27 protein-coding genes, 1 tRNA gene and 1 pseudogene are annotated in these 25,817 nt (G+C 64.8%); 17 read left to right on the top strand and 12 right to left on the bottom strand.

Annotated elements, in window-relative coordinates; translation table 11 throughout:
* The first annotated feature begins 213 nt into the window (after window positions 1–213).
* The 10 genes from ruvB to queC all read left to right on the top strand — a co-directional run bounded on the left by ruvB (window position 214) and on the right by queC (window position 8,594).
* Complete coding sequence (gene ruvB / locus EKL94_RS14695; RefSeq protein WP_126929642.1) at window positions 214–1,254, top strand: Holliday junction branch migration DNA helicase RuvB; 1,041 nt, start codon at window positions 214–216, stop codon at window positions 1,252–1,254.
* Window positions 1,244–1,675, top strand: coding sequence for a tol-pal system-associated acyl-CoA thioesterase (gene ybgC / locus EKL94_RS14690; RefSeq protein ID WP_071229045.1), 432 nt, complete (start codon window positions 1,244–1,246; stop codon window positions 1,673–1,675). The genes ruvB and ybgC overlap by 11 nt, the downstream gene beginning before the upstream one ends.
* Window positions 1,676–1,685: 10 nt before the next feature.
* A complete protein-coding gene (gene tolQ, locus EKL94_RS14685) occupies window positions 1,686–2,465 on the top strand; it encodes a protein TolQ (protein ID WP_006438802.1) in 780 nt (259 codons plus the stop codon).
* A 24-nt stretch (window positions 2,466–2,489) separates the two neighbouring features.
* The gene (gene tolR / locus EKL94_RS14680; RefSeq protein ID WP_049400778.1) at window positions 2,490–2,918 is read left to right on the top strand and encodes a protein TolR; all 429 of its coding nucleotides are present in this window, start codon (window positions 2,490–2,492) and stop codon (window positions 2,916–2,918) included.
* Complete coding sequence (gene tolA, locus EKL94_RS14675) at window positions 2,908–3,963, top strand: cell envelope integrity protein TolA (RefSeq protein ID WP_126929641.1); 1,056 nt, start codon at window positions 2,908–2,910, stop codon at window positions 3,961–3,963. Before tolR ends, tolA begins: the two co-directional genes overlap by 11 nt.
* Window positions 3,964–4,246: 283 nt before the next feature.
* Entirely contained in the window at window positions 4,247–5,566 is a 1,320-nt protein-coding gene (tolB, locus tag EKL94_RS14670; protein ID WP_126929640.1) for a Tol-Pal system beta propeller repeat protein TolB, read from the top strand.
* A gap of 64 nt (window positions 5,567–5,630) precedes the next feature.
* The gene (pal, locus tag EKL94_RS14665; protein WP_032128527.1) at window positions 5,631–6,149 is read left to right on the top strand and encodes a peptidoglycan-associated lipoprotein Pal; all 519 of its coding nucleotides are present in this window, start codon (window positions 5,631–5,633) and stop codon (window positions 6,147–6,149) included.
* 3 nt (window positions 6,150–6,152) lie between these two features.
* On the top strand, window positions 6,153–6,971 hold the full coding sequence (gene ybgF, locus EKL94_RS14660; RefSeq protein ID WP_126929639.1) for a tol-pal system protein YbgF: 819 nt from the start codon (window positions 6,153–6,155) through the stop codon (window positions 6,969–6,971).
* A 177-nt stretch (window positions 6,972–7,148) separates the two neighbouring features.
* The gene (gene queE, locus EKL94_RS14655) at window positions 7,149–7,850 is read left to right on the top strand and encodes a 7-carboxy-7-deazaguanine synthase QueE (RefSeq protein ID WP_126929638.1); all 702 of its coding nucleotides are present in this window, start codon (window positions 7,149–7,151) and stop codon (window positions 7,848–7,850) included.
* A 78-nt stretch (window positions 7,851–7,928) separates the two neighbouring features.
* On the top strand, window positions 7,929–8,594 hold the full coding sequence (gene queC / locus EKL94_RS14650; RefSeq protein ID WP_126929637.1) for a 7-cyano-7-deazaguanine synthase QueC: 666 nt from the start codon (window positions 7,929–7,931) through the stop codon (window positions 8,592–8,594).
* A 252-nt stretch (window positions 8,595–8,846) separates the two neighbouring features.
* Here the strand turns inward: queC and EKL94_RS14645 are convergent, their stop codons facing one another.
* Window positions 8,847–9,803, bottom strand: coding sequence for a DUF2268 domain-containing putative Zn-dependent protease (locus tag EKL94_RS14645; protein ID WP_126929636.1), 957 nt, complete (start codon window positions 9,801–9,803; stop codon window positions 8,847–8,849).
* Between the two features lie 178 nt (window positions 9,804–9,981).
* On the opposite strand from EKL94_RS14645, the gene EKL94_RS14640 reads away from it, so the two are divergent.
* The 3 genes and pseudogenes from EKL94_RS14640 to EKL94_RS22840 all read left to right on the top strand — a co-directional run bounded on the left by EKL94_RS14640 (window position 9,982) and on the right by EKL94_RS22840 (window position 11,636).
* Window positions 9,982–10,057, top strand: a tRNA-Lys gene (locus EKL94_RS14640).
* Between the two features lie 212 nt (window positions 10,058–10,269).
* Window positions 10,270–11,370 (top strand): annotated as a pseudogene (locus tag EKL94_RS14635) (IS3 family transposase).
* Window positions 11,259–11,636 carry a DUF4431 domain-containing protein gene (locus EKL94_RS22840; RefSeq protein WP_126929635.1) on the top strand — a complete coding sequence of 126 codons (378 nt, stop codon included), beginning with the start codon at window positions 11,259–11,261 and terminating at the stop codon, window positions 11,634–11,636. The pseudogene EKL94_RS14635 and the gene EKL94_RS22840 overlap by 112 nt, the downstream one beginning before the upstream one ends.
* 106 nt (window positions 11,637–11,742) lie before the next feature.
* Here EKL94_RS22840 and EKL94_RS14625 read toward each other — a convergent pair whose 3' ends face one another.
* The 3 genes from EKL94_RS14625 to EKL94_RS14615 all read right to left on the bottom strand — a co-directional run bounded on the left by EKL94_RS14625 (window position 11,743) and on the right by EKL94_RS14615 (window position 14,202).
* Entirely contained in the window at window positions 11,743–12,960 is a 1,218-nt protein-coding gene (locus tag EKL94_RS14625) for a S1 family peptidase (protein ID WP_126929634.1), read from the bottom strand.
* 163 nt (window positions 12,961–13,123) lie between these two features.
* Window positions 13,124–13,720 (bottom strand): hypothetical protein, encoded by a 597-nt coding sequence (locus tag EKL94_RS14620; protein ID WP_126929633.1) that lies wholly within the window; start codon window positions 13,718–13,720, stop codon window positions 13,124–13,126.
* Window positions 13,717–14,202 carry a hypothetical protein gene (locus EKL94_RS14615; protein WP_126929632.1) on the bottom strand — a complete coding sequence of 162 codons (486 nt, stop codon included), beginning with the start codon at window positions 14,200–14,202 and terminating at the stop codon, window positions 13,717–13,719. The genes EKL94_RS14620 and EKL94_RS14615 overlap by 4 nt, the downstream gene beginning before the upstream one ends.
* A gap of 130 nt (window positions 14,203–14,332) precedes the next feature.
* Here EKL94_RS14615 and EKL94_RS14610 point away from each other — a divergent pair, with 130 nt between their 5' ends.
* On the top strand, window positions 14,333–14,833 hold the full coding sequence (locus tag EKL94_RS14610) for a hypothetical protein (RefSeq protein WP_260473436.1): 501 nt from the start codon (window positions 14,333–14,335) through the stop codon (window positions 14,831–14,833).
* Between the two features lie 679 nt (window positions 14,834–15,512).
* Here EKL94_RS14610 and EKL94_RS14605 read toward each other — a convergent pair.
* Window positions 15,513–15,851 carry a hypothetical protein gene (locus EKL94_RS14605; RefSeq protein WP_005410743.1) on the bottom strand — a complete coding sequence of 113 codons (339 nt, stop codon included), beginning with the start codon at window positions 15,849–15,851 and terminating at the stop codon, window positions 15,513–15,515.
* 174 nt (window positions 15,852–16,025) lie between these two features.
* Here EKL94_RS14605 and EKL94_RS14600 point away from each other — a divergent pair, with 174 nt between their 5' ends.
* Together EKL94_RS14600 and EKL94_RS14595 are read left to right on the top strand one after the other, a co-directional pair.
* Window positions 16,026–16,868 carry an alpha/beta hydrolase gene (locus tag EKL94_RS14600; RefSeq protein ID WP_126929631.1) on the top strand — a complete coding sequence of 281 codons (843 nt, stop codon included), beginning with the start codon at window positions 16,026–16,028 and terminating at the stop codon, window positions 16,866–16,868.
* Window positions 16,869–16,952: 84 nt separating this feature from the next.
* Window positions 16,953–17,891: an alpha/beta hydrolase gene (locus EKL94_RS14595; protein WP_126929630.1), complete on the top strand. Its 939-nt coding sequence runs from the start codon at window positions 16,953–16,955 to the stop codon at window positions 17,889–17,891.
* A 105-nt stretch (window positions 17,892–17,996) separates the two neighbouring features.
* Here the strand turns inward: EKL94_RS14595 and EKL94_RS14590 are convergent, their stop codons facing one another.
* Window positions 17,997–18,422 (bottom strand): response regulator, encoded by a 426-nt coding sequence (locus EKL94_RS14590; RefSeq protein ID WP_006385818.1) that lies wholly within the window; start codon window positions 18,420–18,422, stop codon window positions 17,997–17,999.
* Window positions 18,423–18,516: 94 nt separating this feature from the next.
* The gene (locus tag EKL94_RS14585) at window positions 18,517–19,284 is read right to left on the bottom strand and encodes a CPBP family glutamic-type intramembrane protease (RefSeq protein WP_126929629.1); all 768 of its coding nucleotides are present in this window, start codon (window positions 19,282–19,284) and stop codon (window positions 18,517–18,519) included.
* Between the two features lie 149 nt (window positions 19,285–19,433).
* Here EKL94_RS14585 and EKL94_RS14580 point away from each other — a divergent pair, with 149 nt between their 5' ends.
* On the top strand, window positions 19,434–19,742 hold the full coding sequence (locus tag EKL94_RS14580; protein WP_126929628.1) for a TFIIB-type zinc ribbon-containing protein: 309 nt from the start codon (window positions 19,434–19,436) through the stop codon (window positions 19,740–19,742).
* A gap of 77 nt (window positions 19,743–19,819) precedes the next feature.
* Here EKL94_RS14580 and EKL94_RS14575 read toward each other — a convergent pair whose 3' ends face one another.
* From EKL94_RS14575 to recQ, 5 genes are all read right to left on the bottom strand, one after another.
* Window positions 19,820–20,332 (bottom strand): GNAT family N-acetyltransferase, encoded by a 513-nt coding sequence (locus EKL94_RS14575; RefSeq protein ID WP_126929627.1) that lies wholly within the window; start codon window positions 20,330–20,332, stop codon window positions 19,820–19,822.
* A gap of 81 nt (window positions 20,333–20,413) precedes the next feature.
* Entirely contained in the window at window positions 20,414–21,463 is a 1,050-nt protein-coding gene (locus EKL94_RS14570; RefSeq protein ID WP_126929626.1) for a copper resistance protein B, read from the bottom strand.
* On the bottom strand, window positions 21,460–23,286 hold the full coding sequence (locus tag EKL94_RS14565) for a copper resistance system multicopper oxidase (RefSeq protein WP_126929625.1): 1,827 nt from the start codon (window positions 23,284–23,286) through the stop codon (window positions 21,460–21,462). Before EKL94_RS14565 ends, EKL94_RS14570 begins: the two co-directional genes overlap by 4 nt.
* Window positions 23,287–23,361: 75 nt before the next feature.
* Window positions 23,362–23,742, bottom strand: coding sequence for a CopL family metal-binding regulatory protein (locus EKL94_RS14560; RefSeq protein WP_126929624.1), 381 nt, complete (start codon window positions 23,740–23,742; stop codon window positions 23,362–23,364).
* A 139-nt stretch (window positions 23,743–23,881) separates the two neighbouring features.
* On the bottom strand, window positions 23,882–25,687 hold the full coding sequence (gene recQ, locus EKL94_RS14555; RefSeq protein WP_126929623.1) for a DNA helicase RecQ: 1,806 nt from the start codon (window positions 25,685–25,687) through the stop codon (window positions 23,882–23,884).
* Window positions 25,688–25,817 lie beyond the last annotated feature (130 nt).

Here is a 25,817-nt window from a genome sequence, read left to right as displayed (position 1 = left end):
GCCGCACGCACACAGATCAACCGGGCGAGGTTGGCGGGCAGCCCAAGTTGGTTATAGGAGACGGGTTTCGGGGCGGTCCCGACACCCCCCCCCGCCCCCCCCTCCCCCCGAAACCCGCTGTTGCTGTTGCTGTTGCCGTTGCCGTTGTCCTGGCCTCTGCGGGTGCCGGGCGCAGCCCGGCCGAAACCCGCGCTTTTGCCGCATAATCAGCACATGACCGACGACCGCATCATCGGCACCGGCGCCACCCGCGAGGATGACGCCGCCGACGCCAGCATCCGCCCCAAGCGCCTTGCCGACTACCTCGGCCAGGTGCCGGTGCGCGAGCAGATGGAAATCTACATCCAGGCGGCCAAGGGGCGTGGCGACGCGCTCGACCACGTGCTGATCTTCGGGCCGCCCGGCCTGGGCAAGACCACCCTCAGCCATGTCATCGCCAACGAGCTGGGCGTGGCCCTGCGCGTCACCTCCGGCCCGGTGATCGAGAAGGCCGGCGACCTCGCCGCGCTGCTGACCAACCTGCAGCCGCACGATGTGCTCTTCATCGACGAGATCCATCGCCTGTCGCCGGTGGTGGAGGAAGTGCTGTACCCGGCGATGGAAGACTTCCAGATCGACATCATGATCGGCGAGGGCCCTGCCGCCCGCTCGATCAAGATCGACCTGCCACCGTTCACCCTGATCGGTGCCACCACCCGTGCCGGCCTGCTGACCGCGCCGCTGCGCGACCGCTTCGGCATCGTCCAGCGCCTGGAGTTCTACAGCGTCGAAGAGCTGACCCGCATCGTGCGCCGCTCGGCGGCCATCCTGGCCATCGACTGCACCGCCGACGGGGCAGGGGAGATCGCGCGTCGCGCGCGTGGCACGCCGCGTATCGCCAACCGGCTGCTGCGCCGCGTGCGCGACTATGCGCAGGTGAAGGCCGGCGGCCACATCGACGAGGCCGTGGCACAGGCTGCGATGAAGATGCTCAAGGTCGACCCGGAAGGCTTCGACGAGCTTGACCGGCGCCTGCTCAAGACCATGGTCGACTACTTCGATGGTGGCCCGGTCGGCATCGAATCGCTGGCTGCGGCGCTGTCCGAAGAGCGCGGCACGCTGGAAGACGTGGTTGAACCCTACCTGATCCAGCAGGGCTTCCTGGTGCGTACCGCGCGTGGCCGCATGGCCACCCACAAGGCCTACCGGCACATGGGCCTGAAGCCGAAGAACCCGCCGCAGGACCTGTTCGCGGAGGTTCCCGATGTCGGTTGAGCCCCGATTCAGTTGGCCGACACGCATTTACTGGGAAGATACCGACGCAGGTGGCGTGGTCTACCACGCCCGCTACGTGGCCTTCATGGAACGGGCCCGGACCGAATGGATGCGTGCGCTGGGCTACGGCCAGGAGCGCATGCGCGCCGAGCATGGGATGGTCTTCGCGGTGCGCTCGATGCAGATGGATTTCATCAAGCCGGCACGGCTGGATGACACCCTGCAGGTGAGTGCCCGCCTGGTCCAGCTGAAGAAGGCCAGCATGGTCTTCGACCAGCAGATCCTGCGCGACGGCGAGCTGCTGCTGTCTGCGCAGGTCCGCATCGCCGCACTGGAAGCGGCCAGTTTCCGCCCGCGTGGCATGGACGAGGCTGTCCTTGCCGTGCTGCAACCCCACCTCCACCCCGAATCCGAACACTGAGGAACAACGGATGATCGCAACGCTCCTGGCCCTGCAGGCCACGGTCACCGAGGCACTGCCGGCCGACGTCAGCAATGCCGCGACACAGACCCTTGCCCAGGCCACCACTGGCGGCGGCATCAACTACCTCGAACTGATGGCCAAGGCCAGCCTGCCGGTGAAGATCATCGTGCTGCTGCTGCTGGTCGGCTCGTTCGTCAGCTGGGTGATCATTTTCCGCAAGGCCCGCGTGTTCAAGCAGGCCACCCGCGAAGCCGATGAGTTCGAGAACCGCTTCTGGTCCGGTGCGGACCTGGGCAAGCTGTACAGCTCGGCCACCGATCGCAGCCGCAATGTCGGCGGCCTGGAAGCGATCTTCGAAGCCGGTTTCCGCGAATACACCCGCCTGCGCGACAAGCGTCGGCTGGATGGCCGCGCGCAGCTGGAAGGCGCGCAGCGTGCCATGCGCACCACCTACACCCGCGAAGTGGACCAGCTTGAGCGCAACCTGGAACTGCTGGCCAACATCGGCTCGACCGCCCCGTACGTGGGCCTGGTCGGTACCGTGTTCGGCATCATGGTGACCATGCACGACATGATCAGCAGCGGTGCCCAGGCCGGCATCGCCGCCGTCGCGCCGGGCATCTCCGAAGCCCTGTTCGCCACCGCCATCGGCCTGTTCGTGGCGATTCCGGCGGTGTGGGCCTACAACCGCTTCACCACGCGCGTGGAGCGCATGTCGGTGCGGTTCGAGACCTTCGCCGAAGAGTTCAGCTCGATCCTGCAGCGCCAGAGCGCTGGCGACGAGTAAGCGCCTGACCCGGGAGTCCAAGCCATGTCCGCTGCCATCGGTCGCCGCAAGCGCCGCAAGCTGAAATCGGAAATCAACGTCGTTCCCTACATCGACGTCATGCTGGTGCTGCTGATCATCTTCATGGTCACCGCACCGCTGCTCACCCTGAGCTTCGACGTCGACCTGCCGCAGTCCAACGCCAAGGCGCTGGAGAGCAAGCAGGACCCGGTGATCGTCTCGGTACGCCAGGACGGCCAGCTCAGCCTGAAGCTGCCCGACGCCAAGGACCCGACCGCCGTGTCGGCCGAGGAACTGGAAGGTCGCCTGGCCGGCATCGCCGCCCAGGACAAGGGCGTGCGCGTGATCGTCGCCGCCGACCGCGCCGTGGCCTATGAAAAGGTCATTGCCGCGATGGATGTGATCAAGCGCGCCAAGGTAGACAAGGTAGGCCTGGCCACCGATGCACGCTGACGCCCTGCCACCCCCGCATCAGCGCGAACCCGGCTGGGGCCTGCCCCTGGCGCTGGCGTTGCTGGTGCACCTGCTGGTCGCGCTGGTCTTCATCGTGGCCTGGCTGTGGTCGCCCCAACGCAACACCGATGCCGCCGCCGGCGACCCCTCGGTCGAGGCCAGCCTGGCGCTGTCCGCGTCCGAGGCCTCTGCCGCACGCCAGGCCCTGCGCCAGTCGGAGAATCTGGAGGACCTGCCGCCGCCGGTCGCCGAGCCGATCCCCGTGCCCGAAGACACCATTCCGCCGCCGCAGCCGATTCCCGAGCCGCGCCCGCAGGACGCCCCCACGCCCCAGCAGCAACAGGCGCAGGAGCGTGTCGCGCAGCCGGACACCAAGGACCAGGAAGCGGTGAGCGCACTGGCCATCTCGCAGGAGAAGGCCAAGCAGGAACAGGAAGCCAAGCGCCGCCAGGAGCAGATCGACCTGACCGAACGCAAGCGCCAGGAAGAAGCGGAGCAGAAGCTGCGCCTGGCCAAGCAGCAGGAAGCGGACGAGAAGAAGAAGCAGGCCGAGCAGGAGCGCGTGGCGGCTGACAAGGCCGAGGCCGAGAAGCAGAAGAAGATCGCCGAGATCCGTGCCCGCCGCGAGCAGGCCGAGAAGGAAGCCAAGCTGGCCGAGCAGAAGCTGCGCCAGGTGGCAGCCGCGCGCAATGCCGCCGGCAGTGCCGCTGCCGGTGCCAGCGGTGCCTCGCAGCCGGCCGCCGGTGGTGGTGGCAACAGCGATGATCTTTCGGCCAAGTACGCGGCCGCGATCCAGGCCAAGGTGCTGTCGCAGTGGGTTCGCCCGGATACGGTGCCGCTGGGCCAGCGCTGCACCATCACCATCACCCAGATTCCGGGGGGCACGGTGATGCAGGCCAAGGTCAGCCCGAACTGCCCGTACGACGAGGCGGGCAAGCGTTCGATCGAGGCCGCCGTGCTCAACGCGCAGCCGCTGCCGTACCGCGGGTTCGAGTCGGTGTTCGCGCGCACGCTCAACTTCACCTTTACCGCCCAGGATCGCTGAGGCGGGCAGGGCAGGGTGGCTCTCGGGCCACCTGCGCCCACGGATGTCGCGCTTGCCTCTGGCGGACCCGGTCTCGACCGGGCAGGCTGGGGCTGCTGTCGAACACCGTCCTGTGGGGCGGTGTGACCGGGGCAGACGGTGCGATGTTAGCCACGACGTTAACGGTGCGTGAGAGGACGGGCTGGAACTGACCCGGAATTCACGTACCCTTGGTTCATGATTGCGAAGCGGTTCACTCCCGCTTTGTTATCCCTCGTTCCGGTTTCCCCCTATTGAGCGCTCCATGAAAAAGATGCCTCGCTGGCTTGCCGTGTTTGCGGCCCTGTTGCTGCCCTTTGCTGCCGTCGCGCAGCAGAAGGGGCTGGATATCGACATCATCGGCGGCAATGCCTCCGCGCTGCCGATCACCATCGTGCCGATGCCCTATCAGGGTTCGGCGGCTGCACCGCAGACCGACGTCGCCGGCGTGGTCCGCGCCGACCTGGAGCGCTCGGGCCAGTTCCGCACGCTGCCGGAAGCGCAGATCGTCGAAAAGCCCGTGCGTGGCGGCGACATCCAGTTCGCCACCTGGCGCGCGCTGAAGCAGAACTACATCGTGGTCGGCCGCGTGCTCGACGCGGGTGCCGGCGCTTACCGCGTCGAGTACGAACTGTTTGACGTGCCCAAGGGCGAGCGCCTGCTGGGCCTGGCGATGACCGCCCGTGGCAATGCCATGCGTGATGTCGCCCATCAGATGGCCGACGCCATCTACGAAAAGATCACCGGTGTGCGCGGCGCCTTCTGGACCCGCATCGCCTACGTGACCGCCAGCGGCAAGGGCGACGCCATGCGCTATGCGCTGATGGTGGCCGACTCCGACGGCTTTAATCCGCAGACCATCGTGCGTTCGGCCGAGCCGCTGTTGTCGCCGTCGTGGAGCCCGGATGGCAGCAAGCTGGCCTACGTCAGCTTCGAGCGTGGCAATTCGGCCATCTACATCCAGAACATCGGCACCGGCGCACGCGAGCTGGTCACCAGCTTCCGTGGCATCAACAGCGCCCCGGCGTTCTCGCCGGACGGTCGCAAGCTGGCCCTGACCCTGTCGCGTTCGGGCAACCCGGAAATCTACGTGATGGACCTGGGCAGCAAGCAGCTGACCCAGCTGACCAACCACTTCGCCATCGATACCGAGCCGACCTGGGCACCGGACGGCAGCGCGGTGTACTTCACCTCCGACCGCGGCGGCCGTCCGCAGGTCTACAAGGTGGGTGCGGGCGGCGGCAGTGCCGAGCGCGTGACCTTCCAGGGCAACTACAATGCCAAGCCCTCGGTGTCCTACGATGGCAAGAAGATCGCCGTCGCCCAGGGCTCGGGCAACAGCTACAAGATCGCGATGATGGACAGCTCGCTGGGTTCGCCCCGCTGGAGCACGCTGTCCCCGGGTTCGCTGGATGAATCTCCGAGCTTTGCGCCCAACGCAAGCATGGTGTTGTACGCCGCCCGCGAGGGTGGCCGTGGTGTGCTGTACGCCGTTTCTTCCGATGCGCGCGTGCGCCAGCGGTTGGTTCTGGCTGACGGAGATGTGCGCGAACCGGCATGGTCCCCATACCGTACCCAGCGCTAAAAGAGTGTTAATATTTTCGCTGTCTTGAACCCCTCATCGGCCTAGGAGCCACAAAGGTATCGCCATGAACAAGTCCACCCGCGTTCTGCTTGTTTCCCTGCTGTCTGTGGCCGTCCTGGCCGGTTGCTCGAAGAAGGTGAAGGAAGAGCCGGCAGCCCCGGTTGACACCGGCACCTCGACCACCACCCCGACCGCTCCGTCGACCTCCGGCCTGTACGGCCCGGGCGACCTGGACACCGACGCTTGCCTGCGCCAGCGCGTTGTCTACTTCGACCTGGACAAGGAAGACGTGAAGCCGGAATTCCAGGCCATCATGGCGTGCCACGCCAAGTACCTGCGTGACCGTCCGTCCTCGCGCATCACTCTGCAGGGCCACACCGACGAGCGTGGTTCGCGCGCGTACAACCAGGCCCTGGGTGAGCGTCGTGGCAACGGCGTCAACTCGGCCCTGCAGGCCAACGGTGGCTCGGCTTCGCAGCTGACCGTCGTGTCCTACGGTGAAGAGCGTCCGGTCTGCACCGAGTCGAACGAGTCCTGCTGGTCGCAGAACCGTCGTGTCGAAATCGTCTACACCGCGCAGTAATCCATGCGCATTGGCATCAAACTGATGCTGGTCGTTGCGGCAGCCCTCGTGGCTGCCGCACCGGCGCATGCACAGCGACAGAGCCTGGCCGACCGCGTTGGCGCGATCGAGCAGCAGATGTACAACAACAGTGCCAACCAGGACCTGTTGAACCAGATCAATCAGCTGCGGCAGCAGGTCACCAGCCTGCAGGCCTCGATCGAGCAGTTGCAGCACGACAACGCCCAGCTCAAGCAGTCCGCCCAGGACCAGTACCTGGATCTGGACAGCCGCCTGAACCGGTTGGAAGGGGGCAATGCCGCCCCGGCCCTGCCGCCCGTTCCGGCGAGCGCGCCGAAGGCCGCTCCGGCCCCGGCAAAACCCGCGACGGCGGCCACTTCCGAGCGGCCGCCTTCCGTCCATGGTGATGCCGGCAGCCTTGCCGCCACCGGCGACGAGCGCACCTCCTACAATGTCGCCTTCGATTCGCTGAAGGCCGGCAAGTACGATGACTCGGCGCAGCTGTTCCTGAGCTTCCTGCAGCTGTATCCGAACGGCGTCTACGCGCCGAACGCGCTGTACTGGCTGGGCGAGAGCTACTACGCCACCCGCAATTTCCCGATGGCCGAGACCCAGTTCCGCGAACTGCTCTCGCGCTATCCGACCCACGACAAGGCCGCTGGCGGCCTGCTCAAGGTCGGCCTCTCGCAGTACGGCGAGGGCAAGGTCGACCAGGCCCAGCAGACGCTGGAGACCGTCGTGGCGCAGTACCCCGGCTCGGACGCCGCGCGCACCGCGCAGGACCGTCTGCAGTCCATCCGCCTCGGCAGGCAGATCCGCTGATCCGCTGACCGGGCGTACAATGGGTGCCCTGTAGAGCCGAGCCCATGCTCGGCTGCTTTCGTTTCCGGACCGGCAAACCCCGTCCGGTTGCTGTTGTAGAGCCGAGCCATGCTCGGCCGCTTTCGTTACCGGCCACGGTAGCCCACCCGCCACGTGTCCCACCAAGAACTCCCCGCCATGACCGCCGTTACCCCGTCCAGCGCCGCCGCCACGCCCAGTGAGATCGTGCAGTCGCCGCTGCCACGCCTGAAGATCACCGAGATCTTCACCTCGCTGCAGGGCGAAGCCGATACCGCCGGCTGGCCAACCGTGTTCGTGCGCCTGACCGGCTGCCCGCTGCGCTGCCAGTACTGCGACACCGCCTATGCCTTCCACGGCGGCACCTGGTGGGACATCGACGACATCGTGGCCGAGGTGCTGGCCCAGGGCGTGCGTCACGTCTGCGTAACCGGCGGCGAGCCGCTGGCGCAGAAGCGCTGCCTGGTGCTGCTGCAGAAGCTGTGCGATGCCGGCATGGATGTCTCGCTGGAAACCTCCGGCGCGCTGGACGTCAGCGCGGTAGACCCACGCGTATCGCGCGTGGTCGACATCAAGACCCCGGGTTCGGCCGAAGCCGCCCGCAACCGCCTGGAAAACCTGCCGCTGCTGACTGCACGCGACCAGATCAAGTTCGTCATCTGCAACCGCGAGGATTACGACTGGGCCAAGGCGCTGGTCGCCGAGCACGGCCTGGTGAAACGTTGCACCGTGTTCTTCTCGCCGAGCAAGGGCGAGATCACCGCGCGCCAGCTGGCCGACTGGATCGTTGAAGACCGGTTGCCGGTGCGCTTCCAGATGCAGTTGCATAAAATCCTGTGGAACGACGAGCCGGGCCGATGAGCCTGCGCAGCGTTCCCTGATGTAGCTCCGGCGCGGGACAGCGTGCTGGCTTTCCCCTCCCAACCGGACGTTTTACCCATGAAGAAGGCAGTCGTGCTTCTCTCCGGCGGCATGGATTCAGCCGCCGTCATCGCCATGGCCCAGGAACAGGGCTTCGCCGTGCATGCCCTGAGCGTGCGCTATGGCCAGCGCCATACCTCCGAACTGGATGCCGCCGCGCGCGTGGCCAAGGCCCAGGGCGTGATCGCGCACAAGACCGTGGACGTGGACCTGCGCAGCATCGGCGGTTCGGCGCTGACCGACGACATCGACGTGCCCGAGGCCGGCGGTGCCGGCATCCCCGTCACCTACGTGCCGGCGCGCAACACCATCATGTTGTCGCTGGCCCTGGGCTGGGCCGAAGTGCTCGGCGCCAACGACATCTTCTGCGGCGTCAACGCGGTGGACTACTCCGGCTACCCGGATTGCCGCCCCGAGTTCGTGGCCGCGTTCCAGGCGCTGGCCAACCTGGCCACCAAGTCGGGCGTGGAGGGCGCGGGCATCAAGGTGCATGCCCCGCTGCAGTTCCTCAGCAAGGGCCAGATCGTCAGCGAAGGCGTGCGCCTGGGCGTGGACTTCGGCCTGACCGTGTCCTGCTACAACGCCGACGCCAACGGCGCCGCCTGCGGCCACTGCGACGCCTGCCGCCTGCGCGCGCAGGGCTTTGCCGAAGCCGGCGTGCCCGACCCCACGCTGTACGCCTGACCGCCTCTGGTAGTGCCGGCCGCCGGCCGTCTTCCCTGATGGGTGTGAATTCCCAGATGGTGGGTGCGAATCGCTCCCTCGGTGGGTGCGAACCGTTGGTTCGCACTGGCTGACTCGCCGGGCAGGTCTGACGCTGGTGGGTGCCAACCTTGGTTGGCACTGTGCGCCGGGCACGGCCCGGCGCTACTGGGGAGGTCTGACTCTGGTGGGTGCCAACCTTGGTTGGCACTGTGCGCCGGGCATGGCCCGGCGCTACCGCTGCTGCAACCACCCCGATGCCTCAATGAACGCCCGCACGGCCCCCGCATCGGCATAGTCCAGCTCGATCATCCGCGCGATGCCGGCCCTCTCATCGGTCTGCTGGCGCATGTACTCCTGCGCGATGCGGTAGCCGGCGTAGTAGCCCAGATCGCTCACGCCGAACGGGTTGCGCGCGCTGTTGTACAGCCAGTTGTACAGATCCTCGCCGTCCATCTCGGCAACGAAGCGCGTGCGGATTTCCGCTTCGTGCGCGGGCCCGTAGCTGTACAGCGGCAACGCCGGCCGACGCCCGCTCAGCCGTTCGGCCACATACTCCGCCACACCTTCGCGCACCACGTACTGTGCCAGGCTGCCGGTGGTCTCGCGCTGCTGGGTATGCACGTACTCGTGCAGGTTGTTCTGCGCGTTGTTCGCGCCCGGCCTGCTGTCGTAGAAGATCCGCAGGCGATCGCGCATGTTCGCCGGCAGCTCGCTCACGTCCACGCGCTCATCGCCCAGCGCCATCTCCGCACCGATCAGCACCTTGTCACCCAGCGTGGTCCCGCCAGTACGCAGCACGCCCACCGCGTAGGTGATGGTGGCCGGGCGCAGGGCGGGGTAGAGCGTGCGGAAGGCGGCCAGGTCCCGTTCCAGTGTGGCGCTGGCCTGCTGCGCGTTGGCGGTCAATGGGCGTACCGACGTCCAGAAGCGCGGCCACGCACGCATGGCCTCGGCGTATTCGCGGGCGGTGTAGTTGCGCACCTGCATCAGTGCATGCAGGCCGGGGCTGCCCGGATCGATGTAGCGCTCCTGCACCAGCGCGACCTGGCGTTCGACGTTGGGCTCGGCGCGCACCGCGTCATAGGTGGCCCAGAAGCGGGCAATGTCGTCGGTGACGACCTGGGATGGGGTGGCCAGGGCCGTACAGGGCAGCAGCAGGGCGGCAATGAGGCAGAAGGGCAGGCGCATCCGTGGTTCCGGGGAAGGATCACAGATGGGATGCGACGGCGGCCCGGAAGGTTTAAGCGGGCTCACCAGATCGGGTAGTGCCGGCCGCTGGCCGGCAACCTCAGCGCACCAGGGTTTCACCCGGCCCGGAAAAGTAGGGTAGAATGCCCACCCCGCCGAAAGGCTGGGGCAGTGCAATGGGCCGTTAGCTCAGTCGGTAGAGCAGAAGACTTTTAATCTTTTGGTCGAAGGTTCGAATCCTTCACGGCCCACCAATTGCATCAGCGACTTAGGCGTCCTTTTGGGCGCCTTTTTCTTTTGCTCCTGAAAACCCTACCGAACACTTCGGGAGAGATGCAGGTTTCACGACAGGCAAGCGATGATCGTATCTATCGCGCATGGCGGCGCTCTTGTGCCCCCGACGTCCCTCAGGTTTTGAGTAGCACAGCGATTTGGAATTCAATCCCCAACAAGCCGGAGATTGGACATGAAGAAGCGCTTTTCCGAAGAACAGATCATCGGCTTCCCACGCGAGGCAGAGGCCGGCATGGCGGTGAAGGACCTGTGCCGTCGACATGGCTTCAGCGAGGCCTCGTACCAACTGTGGCGCAGCAAGTTCGGTGGCATGAGCGTGCCCGACGCCAAGCGGTTGAAGGACCTGGAAGCCGAGAACGTCCGGCTGAAGAAGTTGCTGGCCGAGCAGCTGTTCGAGAACGATCTGATCAAGGACGCGCTGCGAAAAAAGTAGCGGACCCGCCGGTGCGGCGTGCGCTGGTGCGGCAGTGGATGCAGCGCGGGCAAGCGAGCGCCGTGCCCTGGCGATCATCGGGATGAGTGCCAGCGCGCTGCGCTATGTCCGGCGCGAGGATCGCAACGTTGAATTGAGCGAGCGCATCCTGGCCTTGGCGTATCGGCACAAGCGCTACGGCGTCGGAATGATCCACCTGAAGCTGCCGCAGGAAGGACGCATCGTGAACTACAAGCGCGTGGAATGGCTGTATCAGGCGCAGCAGCTGCAGGTCAGGCGGCGCAAGCGCAAAAAGGTGGCGGTCGGCGAGCGGCAGCCACTGCTGCGCCCGGCCCGGCCCAACCATGTGTGGTCGATGAACTCCGTGTTCGACCGTACGGCCGAAGGCCGGGTCATCAAGTGCTTGGTGATCGTCGATGACGCCACATACGAAGTCGTGGCAATCGAGGTGGAACGTGCGATTTCCGGGCACGGCGTCTCGCGTGTGCTGGACCAGCTGGCCTCGCTGCGCGGCTTGCCGCAGGTGATCGGTACCGACAACGGCAAGGAGTTCTGCGGCAAGGTGATGGTGAGCTGGCACACGCACGTGGCGTGAAGCTTCGCCTGATCCAGCCCGGCAAGCCGAACCAGAACGCCTATGTGAAATCGTTCAACGGTCGCCTGCACCACGAATGCCTCAACGAGCACTGGTTCCCAACGCTGCTACACGCCCGCACCGAGATCGAGCGATGGCGCCGAGAATACAACGAGGAACGCCCCAAGGACGCCATCGGCGGCATGACACCGGCCGCCTACGCCAAACATCTGGCCAACATCGATATCATCAACCCCGGACTCTAAACCCGACCACTACTCACGGCGGGGGGGGGCGTCGCCCGGCGATCAAATTATTCACGCCAATTTCGGTACAGGCTCAGGACGAATACCCGCCTTACGCCGGAGGCGTCTTACTCATCCAACTGAACTTGAGCGGCGATCTGATGCGCAAGTACCAACTTCTTAAAGGTAAGCGCGTCAATATGACTGGAACGCTTTACCATTCGCATACTGGGCGGCACCAGACGCCCGTATTGATCACTGCCACTGGTATTGCTGAGTCGGAATAAGGGCTGGTGGACCGGGCGCGTTCACTCAAGCAATTAAAAATCGATCTCAGATATCCGGCTGAGCATGCTGGCTTTGCATCCTCAGCCGGACGTTTCGTTGGAGCGACTAACCGCCTGCCTCCAGCCCTAATGCGCTGACTGCGCCCCAGGGCATCGCGGAGACTCCCTTGCAGCTTCCGTCTTTCAGGCTTGCCTTAGCGACAATGCCGTATCCATTGTCTCCGAAGAAGATAGCGGCACCGCTATCTCCAAATCCGCACGCCAGCGACGATCCTTCGATGCGTATCCAAGCGTCCGCGCATGGAAGGTTTCCGGTTGGACCGCATGCGAGCTCGGGCCTGTGCTTGATGCTCACGACAGTTCCGCAGGTGTATTGGCTGGTGACGCCTCTGAAGCACATGCTCTGGCCTTGAGTAGCGTTGGTCCACATGTACATGATGCGGCGCCTACTGTAATCCGAAGTTGAGGTGGCATACACCTCCCGGAGCGGTGTGTGTGACCCCACCGTATGCCACTGAACGTCGTGGCTCGCATCATTGATCTGGTCCACGAACGTCAGCGGCACGGTGTACTTCCCTGCGCCGGTTGCGTAGTTTCCATAGATCAGATTGTCGGGGCAATGCGCCGCAGTGGTGATACCCCTTCGTCCAGTGGCCTTATGAATAACCGGAAATCCTGAGGTGCAGTAGCTATTGTTGGATTGGAGTGGGGCGCCGCCAACAACATACTCCGCGTTGACTGACTTCGGCATGTTGGGGCGGACTTCAATCTTGAGACCGGTGACTCTTTCAAGCTTCTTGATTGTATCCTTCAACTCTTCTGCTTGGCGGCTGTCGCCGTTTATGTCAATCAGCACCCGTTCTTCGCCTGGGAACCCAGTCGTCCCCGTGATGCCTGGTATGGCGCTGTGAAGAAGAGGTCTGTGCTTAGCAAGGAGCGCGTAAAACTCGTCCTGGGTGTACTTGTGACCAACCTCGAACACCACGCGGGTCGTCCCGCTCTCGGTGTTGATCGTTCGATCCGCGACTGGATCTGGCCCCTTGAGCTGCACGAGGATGTGTTGATCTGGCGCGTCTTTGATCGACAGTTCCGTTAGACGATCTGCGAACTCGATACGCAACGCTTCAATATCCGACATCACCTCACCTTGAACCGCTAGGCGCGTGATTGCTTCGTCTATCGAGACCGTAGGGTGTTCACTCATGTAGCTGTGAATTTGAATCTGCATCTCCTTGCCTTCTTGCGTGTCAGCGTCAGGCACCTGCGCCAAAGCACAGGTGGATACAAGAAGTGCTGCGGAGCATCCTAGAACCTTCCGTTTCATGCGACATCTCCAGAGTCTGTAACAAATCACCGAGGCGTCGACATGCCTCGATGCGCGAGCCTAGCACTGTCTCCCCTCGGACACTGAGACGTAACTCACAAGCTTCAGTGGAATGATTGTGCACCCTGATGTCTGTACTGTGGGGGTGTTCGTATACGCGTCTTTAGATGTGCTGAAGCACTTCATAGATTAGGCGATTGGTCCCTTGCCTTAGAATTTCGTACACACCCAGCCGCTCCTGCTGCTCGCGAAACAAGTCAATCATTCGCTCCACTTCATTCCGGCTGTATGAGTTGTACTTCCTCATAGTGTCCAGCTGCATGAAGTCGTCGGCGTGCAGGTTGTCGATAGTGGCGACTTCGATGACGGCATCCTTGCCGCCGAAGATTATATCCACGGTCTTTCTTGCCATTGGCTGGCTACCAATGTGGATTTGATAGTTGCGAAGCATCCGCATGAAATGAAGAAGTGGACTTGCGCTGCTCGTAATCCTATAGGCGTGTCCTGCGTTCTTCATTGCTTCTTCTATGCCCACGAATTCGGTCAGCGCGGCCCGCACATGCATTGCTACGTGGAGGGCGGCTGGCACCCCGTCGCGAATTGGGATATCTGAGCCGCCCGAAAGAAAGAGCATGTAAAGGGCGGATGTCGCCCTCTCGTAGAGCTGAGGCACTTGTTGCAGTGCGCTTGGCGGTGGTCGCCAAAATATGTCGCCCTCAACAATGTCCGGATAGTCGTTGAAATCCAATTGAGCCTTCATGCGTCCATTGCCTTGACGATTTGCATGGTGATATCGACCACTCCAGGTTCGTTCAATAGCGAGCGGCGAACGTGAAGCGTGTGAGCGTTTGTGTGCGAGTTGTAGCGGCCAACCCTTTTCACTACGTCCAATGGAATAAGGGCGACGTATTCAACTTTCAAAGAGCTGTTGTAGACCACGGCTGCGAGGTGGTCGAATGGATCAGACGCCAAGTTCCGCAACGCGCTCAACTGTGTGCTGCGGTTGGTTGCGGTTAGTCGCCTGCCTTTGATCTGATACCGCGTCCCGTCCTGGCCAACTGCATCAAAACCGGCCTGGGAGCCCACGGCCAATTTTGCGTTGAGGGCACGCGCCACCAATGTTTCCGTGTAGTCCGCCACGGGATTGTTTGATGAGCGCACGACGCCTCTTTGTCGAAGCGCTTCCATGACCAGACAGTGGAGGTCCAGCAGCTGCCTATCCGTCAATTCATCCGTATCCATCGCGCACTCCGTGTCCACCACGCCCGCCCTGTTGGGATTGTCATCATATCCGCCTGAGCGTGGCTTCCACCCATTGACCCGCTAGACTGGGCTACTAACGAAAGGGGGTTCTATGGCTAGTATCGTGGGGGTGCTCGTTCTGCTGCTTGTGCTCGCAGTTTTGTTCAACATTGCGTCATCCAGAGAGAAAGTGATCCGTGAGCTGGGTGAGCAGTCGGCCCAGCAGGGCAGGGACATTGCAGCGCTGCGTCAGGTGATGGACGCGGTTGCGGATCGCGTGCTATTGAGCCGAGAGCAGCGACGGGTGAAGTGGTTTGATGAACTGCCGCCATTCGTCCTGGATGACTTCAAAGCCCTCAGCGCCGGTTCCGAGCGCGAGTTGATCATGGCTTGTGGTGGCGGTGACGACGCCGAGGTCATGGGTTTGCACTATCGGCACGAGCGGCTTGAGTTTCGCACCGATGGCGAAAAGGACGCAGTTGCCTACGGCGTTGCTCGCCCTTGGGCAACGATCGAGGATCGTCCGGTGAAGATCTATCTCAATCAGTACGCGCTCACGTCAAAAATTGTCGGCTTGGATCGGGACGGTTTCGTCAAGCTCGCCCCCTATAAGGCACGGTTGCCCGAGTGAGAGGATTTGCTTCCGCATCGCCTTGAAAGGGCTCTTCCATGCAGCGGGCAGTAGCCGCGCCAGTCAACACCGATTTTAGGTTGCAACAGGCCCTGCATTGCAGGGCTTTTTGCTTTCTTACGCGGCCTGTTCAAACGTGTGTTCGTAGTAGGGGCGCTGCGGATCGTCCATCGCCATTTGCAGTTCATCCATATGTTTAGGGTCGGGAGTTGAGCCAGGTGTCCAACCATTCGCTCTTGAGGTTGATGACGGTGCGATCGTGGCCCACCTCAGCCACTTCCGGCATTGGGTCATCGGTCACGGCGGGGGGGCGTCGGGACGTCGCCAAGATTCTGGAATGGCAGGAGAGGGTCCGGGGCAACCGGCTGGCCAAGGCCGACCAGGATCCGTCATTCGGGGGGATGGGGTAGGCCTTGTTGAGGCAACTGGAGGGGGAGGAAATCCGTTCCGCAAAATTCCTGCGCCCGTTGTGGCTCAAGGCTTACAAGCGCCCGCTTTAAAGATTGAAGTGGAACGAGTGGTGGCGTAACCCATCGAAAGTAATGAAATTACCCAGTTACTCTTAATCTTTTGGTCGAAGGTTCGAATCCTTCACGGCCCACCATTGCATCCAATGACCCAGGTCATTCAGAAAGGCAACGTAATGCGGTGCCTTTTTTGTTGCCCTGGTCCGTGGCCTCTACTTCGCCCGCATTCCCTTGGCTTTTGCGGCCGCCGCGTCGGCAGCTTGCTGTGCGGCCGTCGCTGCCGCATTCGCGGAACGCACGGCTTCCGCTTGAGCCGCGTCAAAGTCAGCCCGGCGCTGCGCGCTGATCCGGCGTTCCAGTTCTGAATATGCGACGTAGCTCTCCGGATACTTCGCGACGCAGGCCTGCTGCAGCAGCGGGATCGCGTGGTCGGACAATCCTGGTTGGAGGTGGGCGAGCAGGCAGTCCGCATACGCTGCGGATGCCGGCGGAGTGCTGCTGGACTGCGGTGAGGCGGCGGCAAGGGTGGTGGCGATCAATACACTCAACATGGGAACCTCCTTGTGGATATGAGCGTGGCGGTGACCAGTCCGTGAGCCAAGGTGCCCGTTGCATGACCATCACCGGCTCCATGGTGCTCCAGTTCCGGCAGATCGGCAAAGTGCCGCGAACGACAGTGCCTCCGGCGGTCTATGCTCGGCATCTTTCCCAGGATGGGCCGTCCCATGCGTCTGATCGTGCTGTCGCTGATGTTGTCCGTCGTCTCCGCCGCGCCGCTGATGGCTGCCGAAACCGCATCGCCCGCTGCCGCCTCGCCATTGGTCATCGGCGAGACCTTCACCATCGAATCGAAGGCGCTGGGCGAAACCCGCCGCATCAATGTCTACCGTCCGCAGCCGTGGGGCCTGGACCCGAAGGCACCGCTGCCGGTGCTGTACATGGCCGATGGCGGCATCGGCGAGGATTTCCTGCATGTGGCCGGGCTGGTGCAGGTGCTGAGCGGCAACGGCAGCATGCGTCCGTTCCTGCTGGTTGGCATCGAGAACACCGAGCGCCGCCGCGACATGACCGGCCCCAGCAACGACCCGCAGGACCAGAAGATCGCGCCGCGTATTGGTGGATCGGCGGCCTACCGCCGCTTCCTGCGCGAAGAGCTGATGCCGCAGGTGCGCCAGCGCTACCCGACTACCGACGAGCGAGCACTGATCGGTGAATCGCTGGCCGGCCTGTTCGTGGTCGAGACGCTGCTGCAGGAGCCGACGCTGTTCAACAGCTACATCGCGCTGGACCCCAGCCTGTGGTGGAACCGTGGTGCAATGCTGGCCGGGGCGGCCAAGCAGCTGCCGGCGGTGACGCGTGCGCAGCCGCGCGTGTTCCTGGCCAGCAGTGGGCAGCCGGAGCTGGCAGCCTCTGCCGCACAGCTGGCTACGCTGCTGGAGAAGGCGTCGCCATCGCCACTGGTGAAGTACCTGCCGCTGCCGGAGGAAACCCACGCCACGATCTACCACCCGGCCGCCTTGCAGGCGCTGCGCACGCTGTTCCCGGCACCGCCGCCGGCCTCGCCCTGATCCGGCGTGGCACTGCACCGCACGACGTGTGAGGATGCGGTAGCGGCGCCACCCGGGTGCGCCGCCCGCAACGGGAGAGCGTGGATGCAGCGTGTGCGTGTATGGAGCGTGGTGGCTTGCCTGGCCGTGAGTGGCTGCGCGATGTCGGTGGCACCACCGGCAACGCAGAGTGACGCGAAGGAACGCGCGACAATGGCCGTGCCGGGCGTGGTGCTGCCGGATACCGAAGCGCTGCGCGTACATGACCCGGTGGGGCGCGATTACCCGATCTGGGTGGCGCTGCCGGCCGACTACGCGGCGCATCCGGAAAAGCACTATCCGGTGCTGTACGTGACCGATGCGCTGTACAGCTTCCCGTTGGTGCGCAGCGTGCGCAACATGGTCGGGCAGAAGGGCGTCAACATCGAGGATTTCATCCTGGTCGGGCTGCCGCCGCAGGAGGGGCTGACTTCGAAGCAGAGCCGCTCGCGTGATTACACTCCCAGCAATCCGGCGCGCACCGATCCACGCGACTACAGCGATGACGTCAGCTATGGCGGCGCCGCGCACTACCGCGATTTCCTGGCCGATCGCGTGTTGCCGATGATCGATACGCGCTACCGCACCGATCCGGCGCGGCGTGCCTATGCCGGCCATTCCTATGGCGGCCTGTTCGGTGCCTACGTGCTGACCACGCGTCCGGACATGTTCCGGACCTACATCCTGTCCAGCCCGTCGCTGTGGTTCGACAACCACATTGTGCCGCGCCTGCAGGCCGAGGCCACGGCGCCCACTCAGCCGACCACGGTGGTGCTGTCAGTCGGCAGTTTCGAGACAGTCAAACCCGAACCGCGCTATTTCACCCGCAACGACATGCTGCGTCACAACGCCGAATTCGCCGAGCAGCTACGCGCCAGCGGGCATTCGTTGAAAGTGGAGAACCTGGTGATCGATGACGAGGACCACTTCACCGTCTACCCGGACATGATCACCCGCGCGTTGCTGAAGGTGTTCCCGGGCAGCGGGCCGTACAGCAGTGGTTGATCGCGGGTTCAATCCACGCATGGCGTGGAACTACTGGTTCCGCGTCTCGCCGGCGTGGATGCAACCGGCCATCCCCCGGTATCACACCATGCGTGGATGATCGCCTCAGGCCGCGCTGGCCTGCGGTGGCGGCATCAACGTGGCATCCGCTGCGTGCCGGAAGCACAGCCGGATGGCATCGAGCAGCTCGCTCATGCTGTACGGCTTGGGCAGGAAGTGGATGCCGGCGCGCAGCTGCGGAAGCACACGGTGCTGGTCCATGCCGGAGGTGACCAGGATCGGCAGCTGCGGCAGGTGCTCGCGCACGCGGTTGGCGGTTTCGATGCCACTGATGCCGCCCAGGCAGACGTCGGTGAACAGCAGGTCGAACGGTTCGCCGGCGTTGAGCAGGCCCAGTGCGGCCTCGGCGCTGCTGACAGCGGTGACCTGGCAGGCCTGGCTTTCCAGGGCGAGGCGACTGAGTTCCTGGGTTTCCTCGGCGTCCTCGATCAGCAGGACGCGCGGTTCCACAAAGCGCTTGGACAGCAACATGACGCGGCAACTCCGGACAACAGGGGGAGCGAAAGGCGCGCAAGTATGCGCAAGCCGGTAGTGATCCCGGCGTGCACGGCAAGCTAAGTGGGCGTTACAACCGCGTCTGGCGCCGGCGACACACGTGCCAGGCCAGGATCGCGACCGCGAGCAGGGCGGTGCCGATGCGCAGGCCGGTGGCCTGCCAGCCCAGTGCAACGGCGTCATCAAGGCTGAACACGTTCCAGGCCAGGTTCATTGAAACGTGCAGGACCAGGCCGCACCACAGGGTGTCACCGTCGAGGTGGTCGAGCCAGGCGAAGATGAAGCCGCCCAGGGCGATCACCGCGCCGACAAACAGCGCGATGCCGCCACCGTCGAACCCACCGAAGCCCAGCCAGTGGACCATGCCGAACAGCAGTGCCTGCGGCAGTGCGAGCCATGGCCAGGGGCCGCGCACGATCTTCACCAGCAGCACGAAGCCGAGGCCTCGGAACAGGACTTCCTCGGCCAGCGGGAACAGCACCGCCAGCATCGTGGCATCCAGTGCGGTCAGTGCCTTGTTCGGTGTACCGAGCAGCGCCAGGCCCAGCCAGCAGGGCAGGCTGGCCAGCAGCACCCACATCGGGCCGCCCCAGCCATTCCCGCGCAGCCCGAGGCTGGCCAGCAGGCTCATGCCACGGGGCCGCAGCAGCGCGGCGAGCAGCAGTGCCACCAGTACCGCCAGCGTGTTGTCCAACAGGCTGCCGCCATAGGGCATGGGCAGTGCGGGAATCGGGGTGCCGATGGCCGCGGCGATATCGCGCAGGTTCAGGCCAAGGCCGACGCCCAGCAGGACCAGCAACAGGCGCGCGGTGGTGGGCAGGCGGGACAGCACGGTCATGTACGCATTCCCTGCGGAACAAGGGCGCAGTGTGCCGCGCGGTACGCATGTGGGCACGCGTCGGAAGTCCCTGTGTCATCGGTCATGCGTTGCCGCACAGTCATCACAGGGCAGGTACAGTCGTTACCAGACCGACAGGAGCAATGCCGATGCTGTGCCCCGTGTGCAAGACCCAGACCCTGCAGATGGCCGAACGCCATGGCATCGAGATCGACTATTGCCCCAGCTGCCGTGGTGTCTGGCTGGATCGTGGCGAACTGGACAAGATCATCGAGCGCGCCGCTGCCGGTGCGGCCGTGCCGCCGCCTGCGCCTGTGCAGGCTCAGCCGGCGACCACGCCGCCGCCGGTGATGCATCGTGATACCCGCCACTTGGGCCAGCGCTACGAGGACAACCGTGGGCACGGCTACAAGAAAAAGAAGAAGGACAGCTTCCTGTCCGAGTTGTTCGATTTCTAGTTTGTAGAGTCGAGCCCTGCTCGACTGTTGGCGGTAACAGCCAGTGAAGCAAGCTCGACTCTACATGGGGCGCGTGATCACGGCCGGCGCAGGATGAACTCGCGGTCGTGGGTGTCGCCCACGATGAAGTCGTACTCGCCGACCTTGCTGCAGCCGTAGCGCGCGTAGAAGCGCTGCGCGCCGAAGTTCTCTTCCCATACGCCCACCCACAGGGTGCGGCGGTGCGGCTGGTCCAGCCAGGCCATGAACGTATCCATCAGGCGTGCGCCATGGCCGCCGTTCTGGTGTGCAGCCAGGATGTAGAACCGCTTCAGTTCGATGTCGCCCTCGCGTGCATCCGTGTGCGGCAGGGTGTTGGCACCGGCGGCCAGATAACCGACCACGGCGTCACCGTCCATCAGCAGCCAGATGGCACTGCGTGGATCGGACAGTTCGATGCGCTGCGGTTCGCTGCTGTAGTGATCCTGCAGGAAATCGTGCAGCTCCTGCGCCGGATACGAGTCGCCCCAGGTTTCGTTGTAGGTGGCGATGGCGATCGCCGACAGCGCGTCGACATCGGCAAGGGTGGCGCGGCGGATCTGCAACGACATGGCGGTGCCTGCATTGGAACGTGGCGCAGTGTAGCCGGCCCCGGCGGCTGCCGGGGCTGGCCACTGCTCACGTAACGCTGCTCAGAACCACATGCGCACGCCAGCGACCCAACGCGTGTCGCGCGCGTGGTCACCGGCATAGTCGGCGGTGTCGCCAAAACTGCGTTCGTGACTGATGCCGATGTAGGGCGCGAAGCGACGGCTGAACTCGTAGCGCAGGCGCAGGCCGGCCTCTACCTTGTTCAGGCCACGGCCGATGCCGTACTCCTGCTCGTCCTTGGCCGCGACGGTGGCTTCCAGCAGCGGCTGCAGGATCAAACGGTTGGTCAGCAGCACGTCGTACTCGACCTCGGCCTTGGCCAGCACCTGGCCGCCGGAGCCCATGTACAGCGTGGCTGAGCTTTCGAACTTGTACGGCGCCAGGCCCTGGATGCCGACGGCCGCCCACGTGCGCGAGTCGGCCGGCCGGAAGTCCTGGCGCACACCGACCAGCACGTCCCACCACGGCGACACGCTGCGGCCATACAGTGCTTCCAGCGACGATGATTCGGTGCGGCCACGGCTGCGTTCGCCATCGGTGCGCAACCACAGGCGGTTGATGTTGCCGCCGATCCAGCCGGTGGCCTCCCAGGCCTGGCCGTTGCTGCTCTTGCCATCCCAATGCTCAAGCCGGTCAATCAGCAGCAGGCTGTTGATCTCCGGCGCATGCTCCATCGCACCGTGGGCGATGGGCGGGAATGCAGCGGCACGGTCGGCATCGGTGGGTACCGGAATCGGCTCACGCGGCTCGGTGGGCACGGGCGTGCCGTGACCCATTGCCGCATGATCCATCTTGGAAGGGCCCATCATGGCGTTGTCCATCGTCGCCGGCTGCATCACGCCATGGTCCATCTTCGAGTGATCCATGGCTGAGTGGTCCATCGCGCCCGAATCCATCTTCGAATGATCCATCTTCGAATGATCCATCTTCGAATGATCGACCTGTTCGACCGGCGCCTTGGCAGACTTCGCGGTTTTCGCGGGCGGATCCATCGCGGCCATGTCATGACCGGCGTGCGACTGCGCGAACACCGGCATTGCGGCGGCCAGGCCCAAGGCCAGCAGGCTGGGGGAAAGCAGTGAGCGGCTCATTCTTCGATCCTCACTTCGCGCATCATGCCCGCTTCCATGTGGTACAGCAGATGGCAGTGGTAGGCCCAGCGGCCGAGTGCATCGGCACGCACGCGGTAGCTGCGGCGGGTGCCCGGCGGCATGTCGATGGTGTGCTTGCGCAGCTGGAACTCGCCCTGTGCGTTTTCCAGGTCGCTCCACACGCCGTGCAGGTGGATCGGATGCTGCATCATGGTGTCGTTGACCAGCACGATGCGCATGCGCTCGCCGTAGTTCAGCCGCAGCGGTTCGGCGCTGGCGAACGGGATGCCATCGAACGACCAAGAGAACTTCTCCATGTGGCCGGTCAGGTGCAGCTCGATCTCGCGACTCGGCTCGCGGCCATCCGGGTCTTCGAACAGGCTGCGCATCGCACCGTAGGTCAGCACCTGGCGGCCGTTGTCGCGCAGGCCGATGCCGGGGTCGTCCAGCTTCGGTTCGGTGGCCGAGCTCTGCATGTCCACCAGCGGGTTGTTGCGCTCGCTGGCCGGATGCTTCGGTGCCTTGCTGGCGGTATCGCCGCCGGCGGGTGCGCCGTGGCCCATGCTGGCGCCGCAGCCGCCTTCCATGCCCTTCATCGCCGCCATGTCGTGACCGCCGTGGCCACCACCACCCATGTCATGGCCCGACATGCCGTGGCCCATGTCGGCCATGGTCAGCAGCACGCGTGGGTCGCGCTCGGGAATCGGCGCCTGCAAGCCATGACGTACGGCCAGTGTGCCCGCGGCGTAGCCGGTGCGGCCCATGTCCTGGCAGAAGATCGTGAAGGCGTCCTGGCCGGTGGGTTCCACCAGCACGTCGTAGGTTTCGGCGGGAGCGATGCGGAATTCGTCGATGCTGACCGGGTGGATGTACTGGCCGTCAGCGGCGACCACGGTCATCTTCAAACCGGGGATGCGCACGTCGAAGTAGGTCATCGACCCGCCATTGATGAAGCGCAGCAGCACTTTTTCGCCACTGCGGAACAGGCCCGTCCAGTTGCCGGCCGGGGCGGTGCCGTTCATCAGGTAGGTATAGGTGTTTGCGTTGACGTCGGACAGGTCGGTCGGCGTCATCCGCATCCGACCCCACATGCCGCGGTCGGACAGCGCCGCCGACCAGCCGTCGCGCTTCGCGTCGCGCAGGAAGTCCGGCAGCGTACGCATGTAGTAGTTGTCGTAGGCCGCCAGCTTCTTCATGCGGCGGAACAGCGCGCCCGGGTCCATGTCGGTCCAGTCGGACAGCATGATCACGTGTTCGCGGTCGTGCTGGTACGGCGCCGGTTCGGCCGGGTCGATGATCAGCGCACCGTACAGGCCGGCCTGCTCCTGGAACATGGAGTGGCTGTGGTACCAGTAGGTGCCCGACTGCTTCAGCTCGAAGTGGTAGTGGTAGGTCTCACCGGGGCCGATGCCGTTGAAGCTCAGGCCGGGCACGCCGTCCATGTTGGCCGGCAGCAGGATGCCGTGCCAGTGGATCGAGGTCGGATGGCGTTCCAGCGTGTTGCGCACGAACAGGTCCACGGTCTGGCCTTCGCGCCAGCGCAGGATCGGGGCCGGCAGCGAGCCGTTGACGGTGATCGCCGGGCGGGTGCGGCCGGTGAAATTGGCCAGCGATTCGCCGATGGCCAGTTCGATGCGGGTGTCGCTGAGTACGGCGGGGGCGCCGGCCAGCCGTGGGGCGGCAGTGGCGGCGGCGAGTGCGCGCTGCGGCACGCCGACAGCGGCGATGCCGGCAACCACGCCACCGGCGGCCAGGCCCTGCACGAACAGGCGGCGCGACGGCATGGGCACTGCGCCCGGACCGGGGGGAATACGGGTATTCATGGTGGTGACTCCAGACACGTAAAGACGCCGGCAGACGGCCGGCTACGGTGCGCAGGGCGCACGGTGCGTGTGGAATCAGCCGATGGGAGGACGCGAGATCGGCGGCAGCGGCGGCGCCGGACGGCCAGTAGCCGGCATCGGCTGCGGGGCCAGCGACAACGCCGGGCCGGCCATGAACGGCAACGCCTGCACCACCAGCAGCGGGTGCTGGGCGCAGCTGCGCACGCAGTCCTTGATCTGGCAGTGGGCGTCGTGGGCGGGGGCCTTGGTCTGCGGGGCCTGGTCGGCCTGCATGCTGGCGTGGTGGTGGCAGTCGGCGTCGCCGCCATCAAGGGCGGCTACCGCGTGGGCCATCCGGCCCATTTCCTCGTGACCACTGGCCATGGCCGCGTTCAGCCCGTTGAGCAACAGGCTGAGCATGAGCACGACACGGAGCAGGGTCGAGGCCAGGGACATGGCGCTAATCTAGCTGCAAGTGGGCGCGGATGCACTTCCGGCTGAATGGCCGGTTCAAGGTTGGACCCGCACCAGGGACGGCTTTGTAGCGTCGAGCAGGGCAGCCGAGCGTGGGCGCGGCGCTACAGGAGGCCCGGCGCTAGCCTTCTTCACGCACGATTTCGACCAGGCGTGGGCCGTAGCGGCTCAGCTTGGTACCACCGATGCCGCCGACCCGGGCCAGTTCGTCCAGGCTGGTCGGGCGCTGTTCGGCGATGTTGCGCAGGGTACTGTCGTGGAAGATCACGAAGGCAGGCACGTTCTGTTCGCGGGCCAGTTCGGCACGCAGGCCGCGCAGCGCGTTGAACAGCGCCAGGTCCTGCGGCAGCACCGACAGGCCGGTGCGCTGCGCGCTGCGTTCGCGTCCGCTGGTGCTGCTGGCCGGGTCGCGGCGCATGCTGATCTGGCGGCGGCCGGTCAGCACGTCGCGGCTGGCATCGGTCAGGCGCAGGCCACCGTGGCCCTCGCTGTCCACTTCCAGCAGGCTGGCCGCGACCAGCTGGCGGAACACGCTGCGCCAGGTGCGTGCATCCAGATCGCGGCCGATGGCGTAGGTGCTGAGCTTGTCGTGGCCCTGCTGCTTCACCTTCTCGTTCTCGCTGCCGCGCAGGACGTCGATCAGGTGGCCGACGCCGAAGCGCTGGCCGCTGCGGTAAACGCAGCTCAGCGCCTTCTGCGCCGGAATGGTCGCGTCCCACGAGGCCGGCGGTGCCAGGCAGTTGTCGCAGTTGCCGCAGGGCTGGGGATAGGTCTCGCCGAAACCGGCCAGCAGCACCTGGCGGCGGCACTGCATCGATTCGCAGTAACCCAGCAGGTGGTCGAGCTTGGACCGCTCCAGCTGCTTGCGCTCTTCGCCGGCCTCGGACTGCTCGATCATCTGCTTGAGCAGCACCACGTCACCCAGGCCGTAGCACAGCCAGGCCTCGGCGGCCTCGCCATCGCGGCCGGCGCGACCGGTTTCCTGATAGTAGCCTTCCATCGACTTGGGCAGGTCGGTATGCGCCACGAAGCGCACGTCCGGTTTGTCGATGCCCATGCCGAAGGCGATGGTGGCGCACATCACGATGCCATCCTCGCGCAGGAAGCGGCGCTGGTTGTTCGCGCGCACGTCCGGCGGCAGGCCGGCATGGTAGGGCAGGGCGTTGAAGCCCTGGCCACAGAGGAATTCGGCGGTCTCTTCAACCTTGCGCCGTGACATGCAGTAGACGATGCCGGCCTCGCCACGGTGGCCGCGCAGGAAATCGGTCAGCTGCTTGCGGGCATTGTCCTTCTGCACCACGGTGTAGCGGATGTTGGGTCGGTCGAAGGAACTGACGAAATGACGCGCTTCCTGCAGATCGAGGCGTTCGGCGATCTCGCGCTGGGTCGGCGGATCGGCGGTGGCGGTCAGCGCGATCCGCGGGATCTGCGGCCAACGCTCGTGCAGCACGGTCAACTGGCGGTATTCGGGGCGGAAGTCATGGCCCCACTGCGAGACGCAGTGTGCTTCGTCGATGGCGAACAGGGCGATCTGGCTGCGCGACAGCAACGACAGGAAGCGACCGGTCAGCAGCCGCTCGGGAGCGACATAGAGCATGTCCAGCTCACCAGCGAGCAGTTCGCGCTCGACGCGGCCGGCAGTTTCGGCATCCAGGGTTGAATTCAGGTACTCCGCGCGCACGCCGAGCTGGCGCAGGGCTTCGACCTGGTCCTGCATCAGCGCGATCAGCGGCGAGATGACGATGCCGCAACCGTCACGCAGCAGGGCCGGGACCTGATAGCACAGCGACTTGCCGCCGCCGGTGGGCATCAGCACCAGGGCATCGTGACCGGCAGCCACATGCTCCACGATGTCCTGCTGGGGACCACGGAAATCGTCGTAACCAAAGACGCGTTGGAGCAGGTCGTGCGCGGGACGGGAAGCCATCCGGCTAGTTTACCTCCCGGAGGCGGCGGCAGGGCTGCGCCCTGCACCTGCTACAAGCCACGGCAACGTCAAAGGCAACAGCCGGCTCTGGGCTGTCTGCTGGTTGGGCGGGGCGGTGTGGGCTTACAGG

Source organism: Stenotrophomonas maltophilia, assembly GCF_003970865.1.
GTDB classification, from domain to species: Bacteria; Pseudomonadota; Gammaproteobacteria; order Xanthomonadales; family Xanthomonadaceae; genus Stenotrophomonas; species Stenotrophomonas maltophilia_AR.
This window is presented reverse-complemented; position numbering and strand designations above follow the sequence as displayed.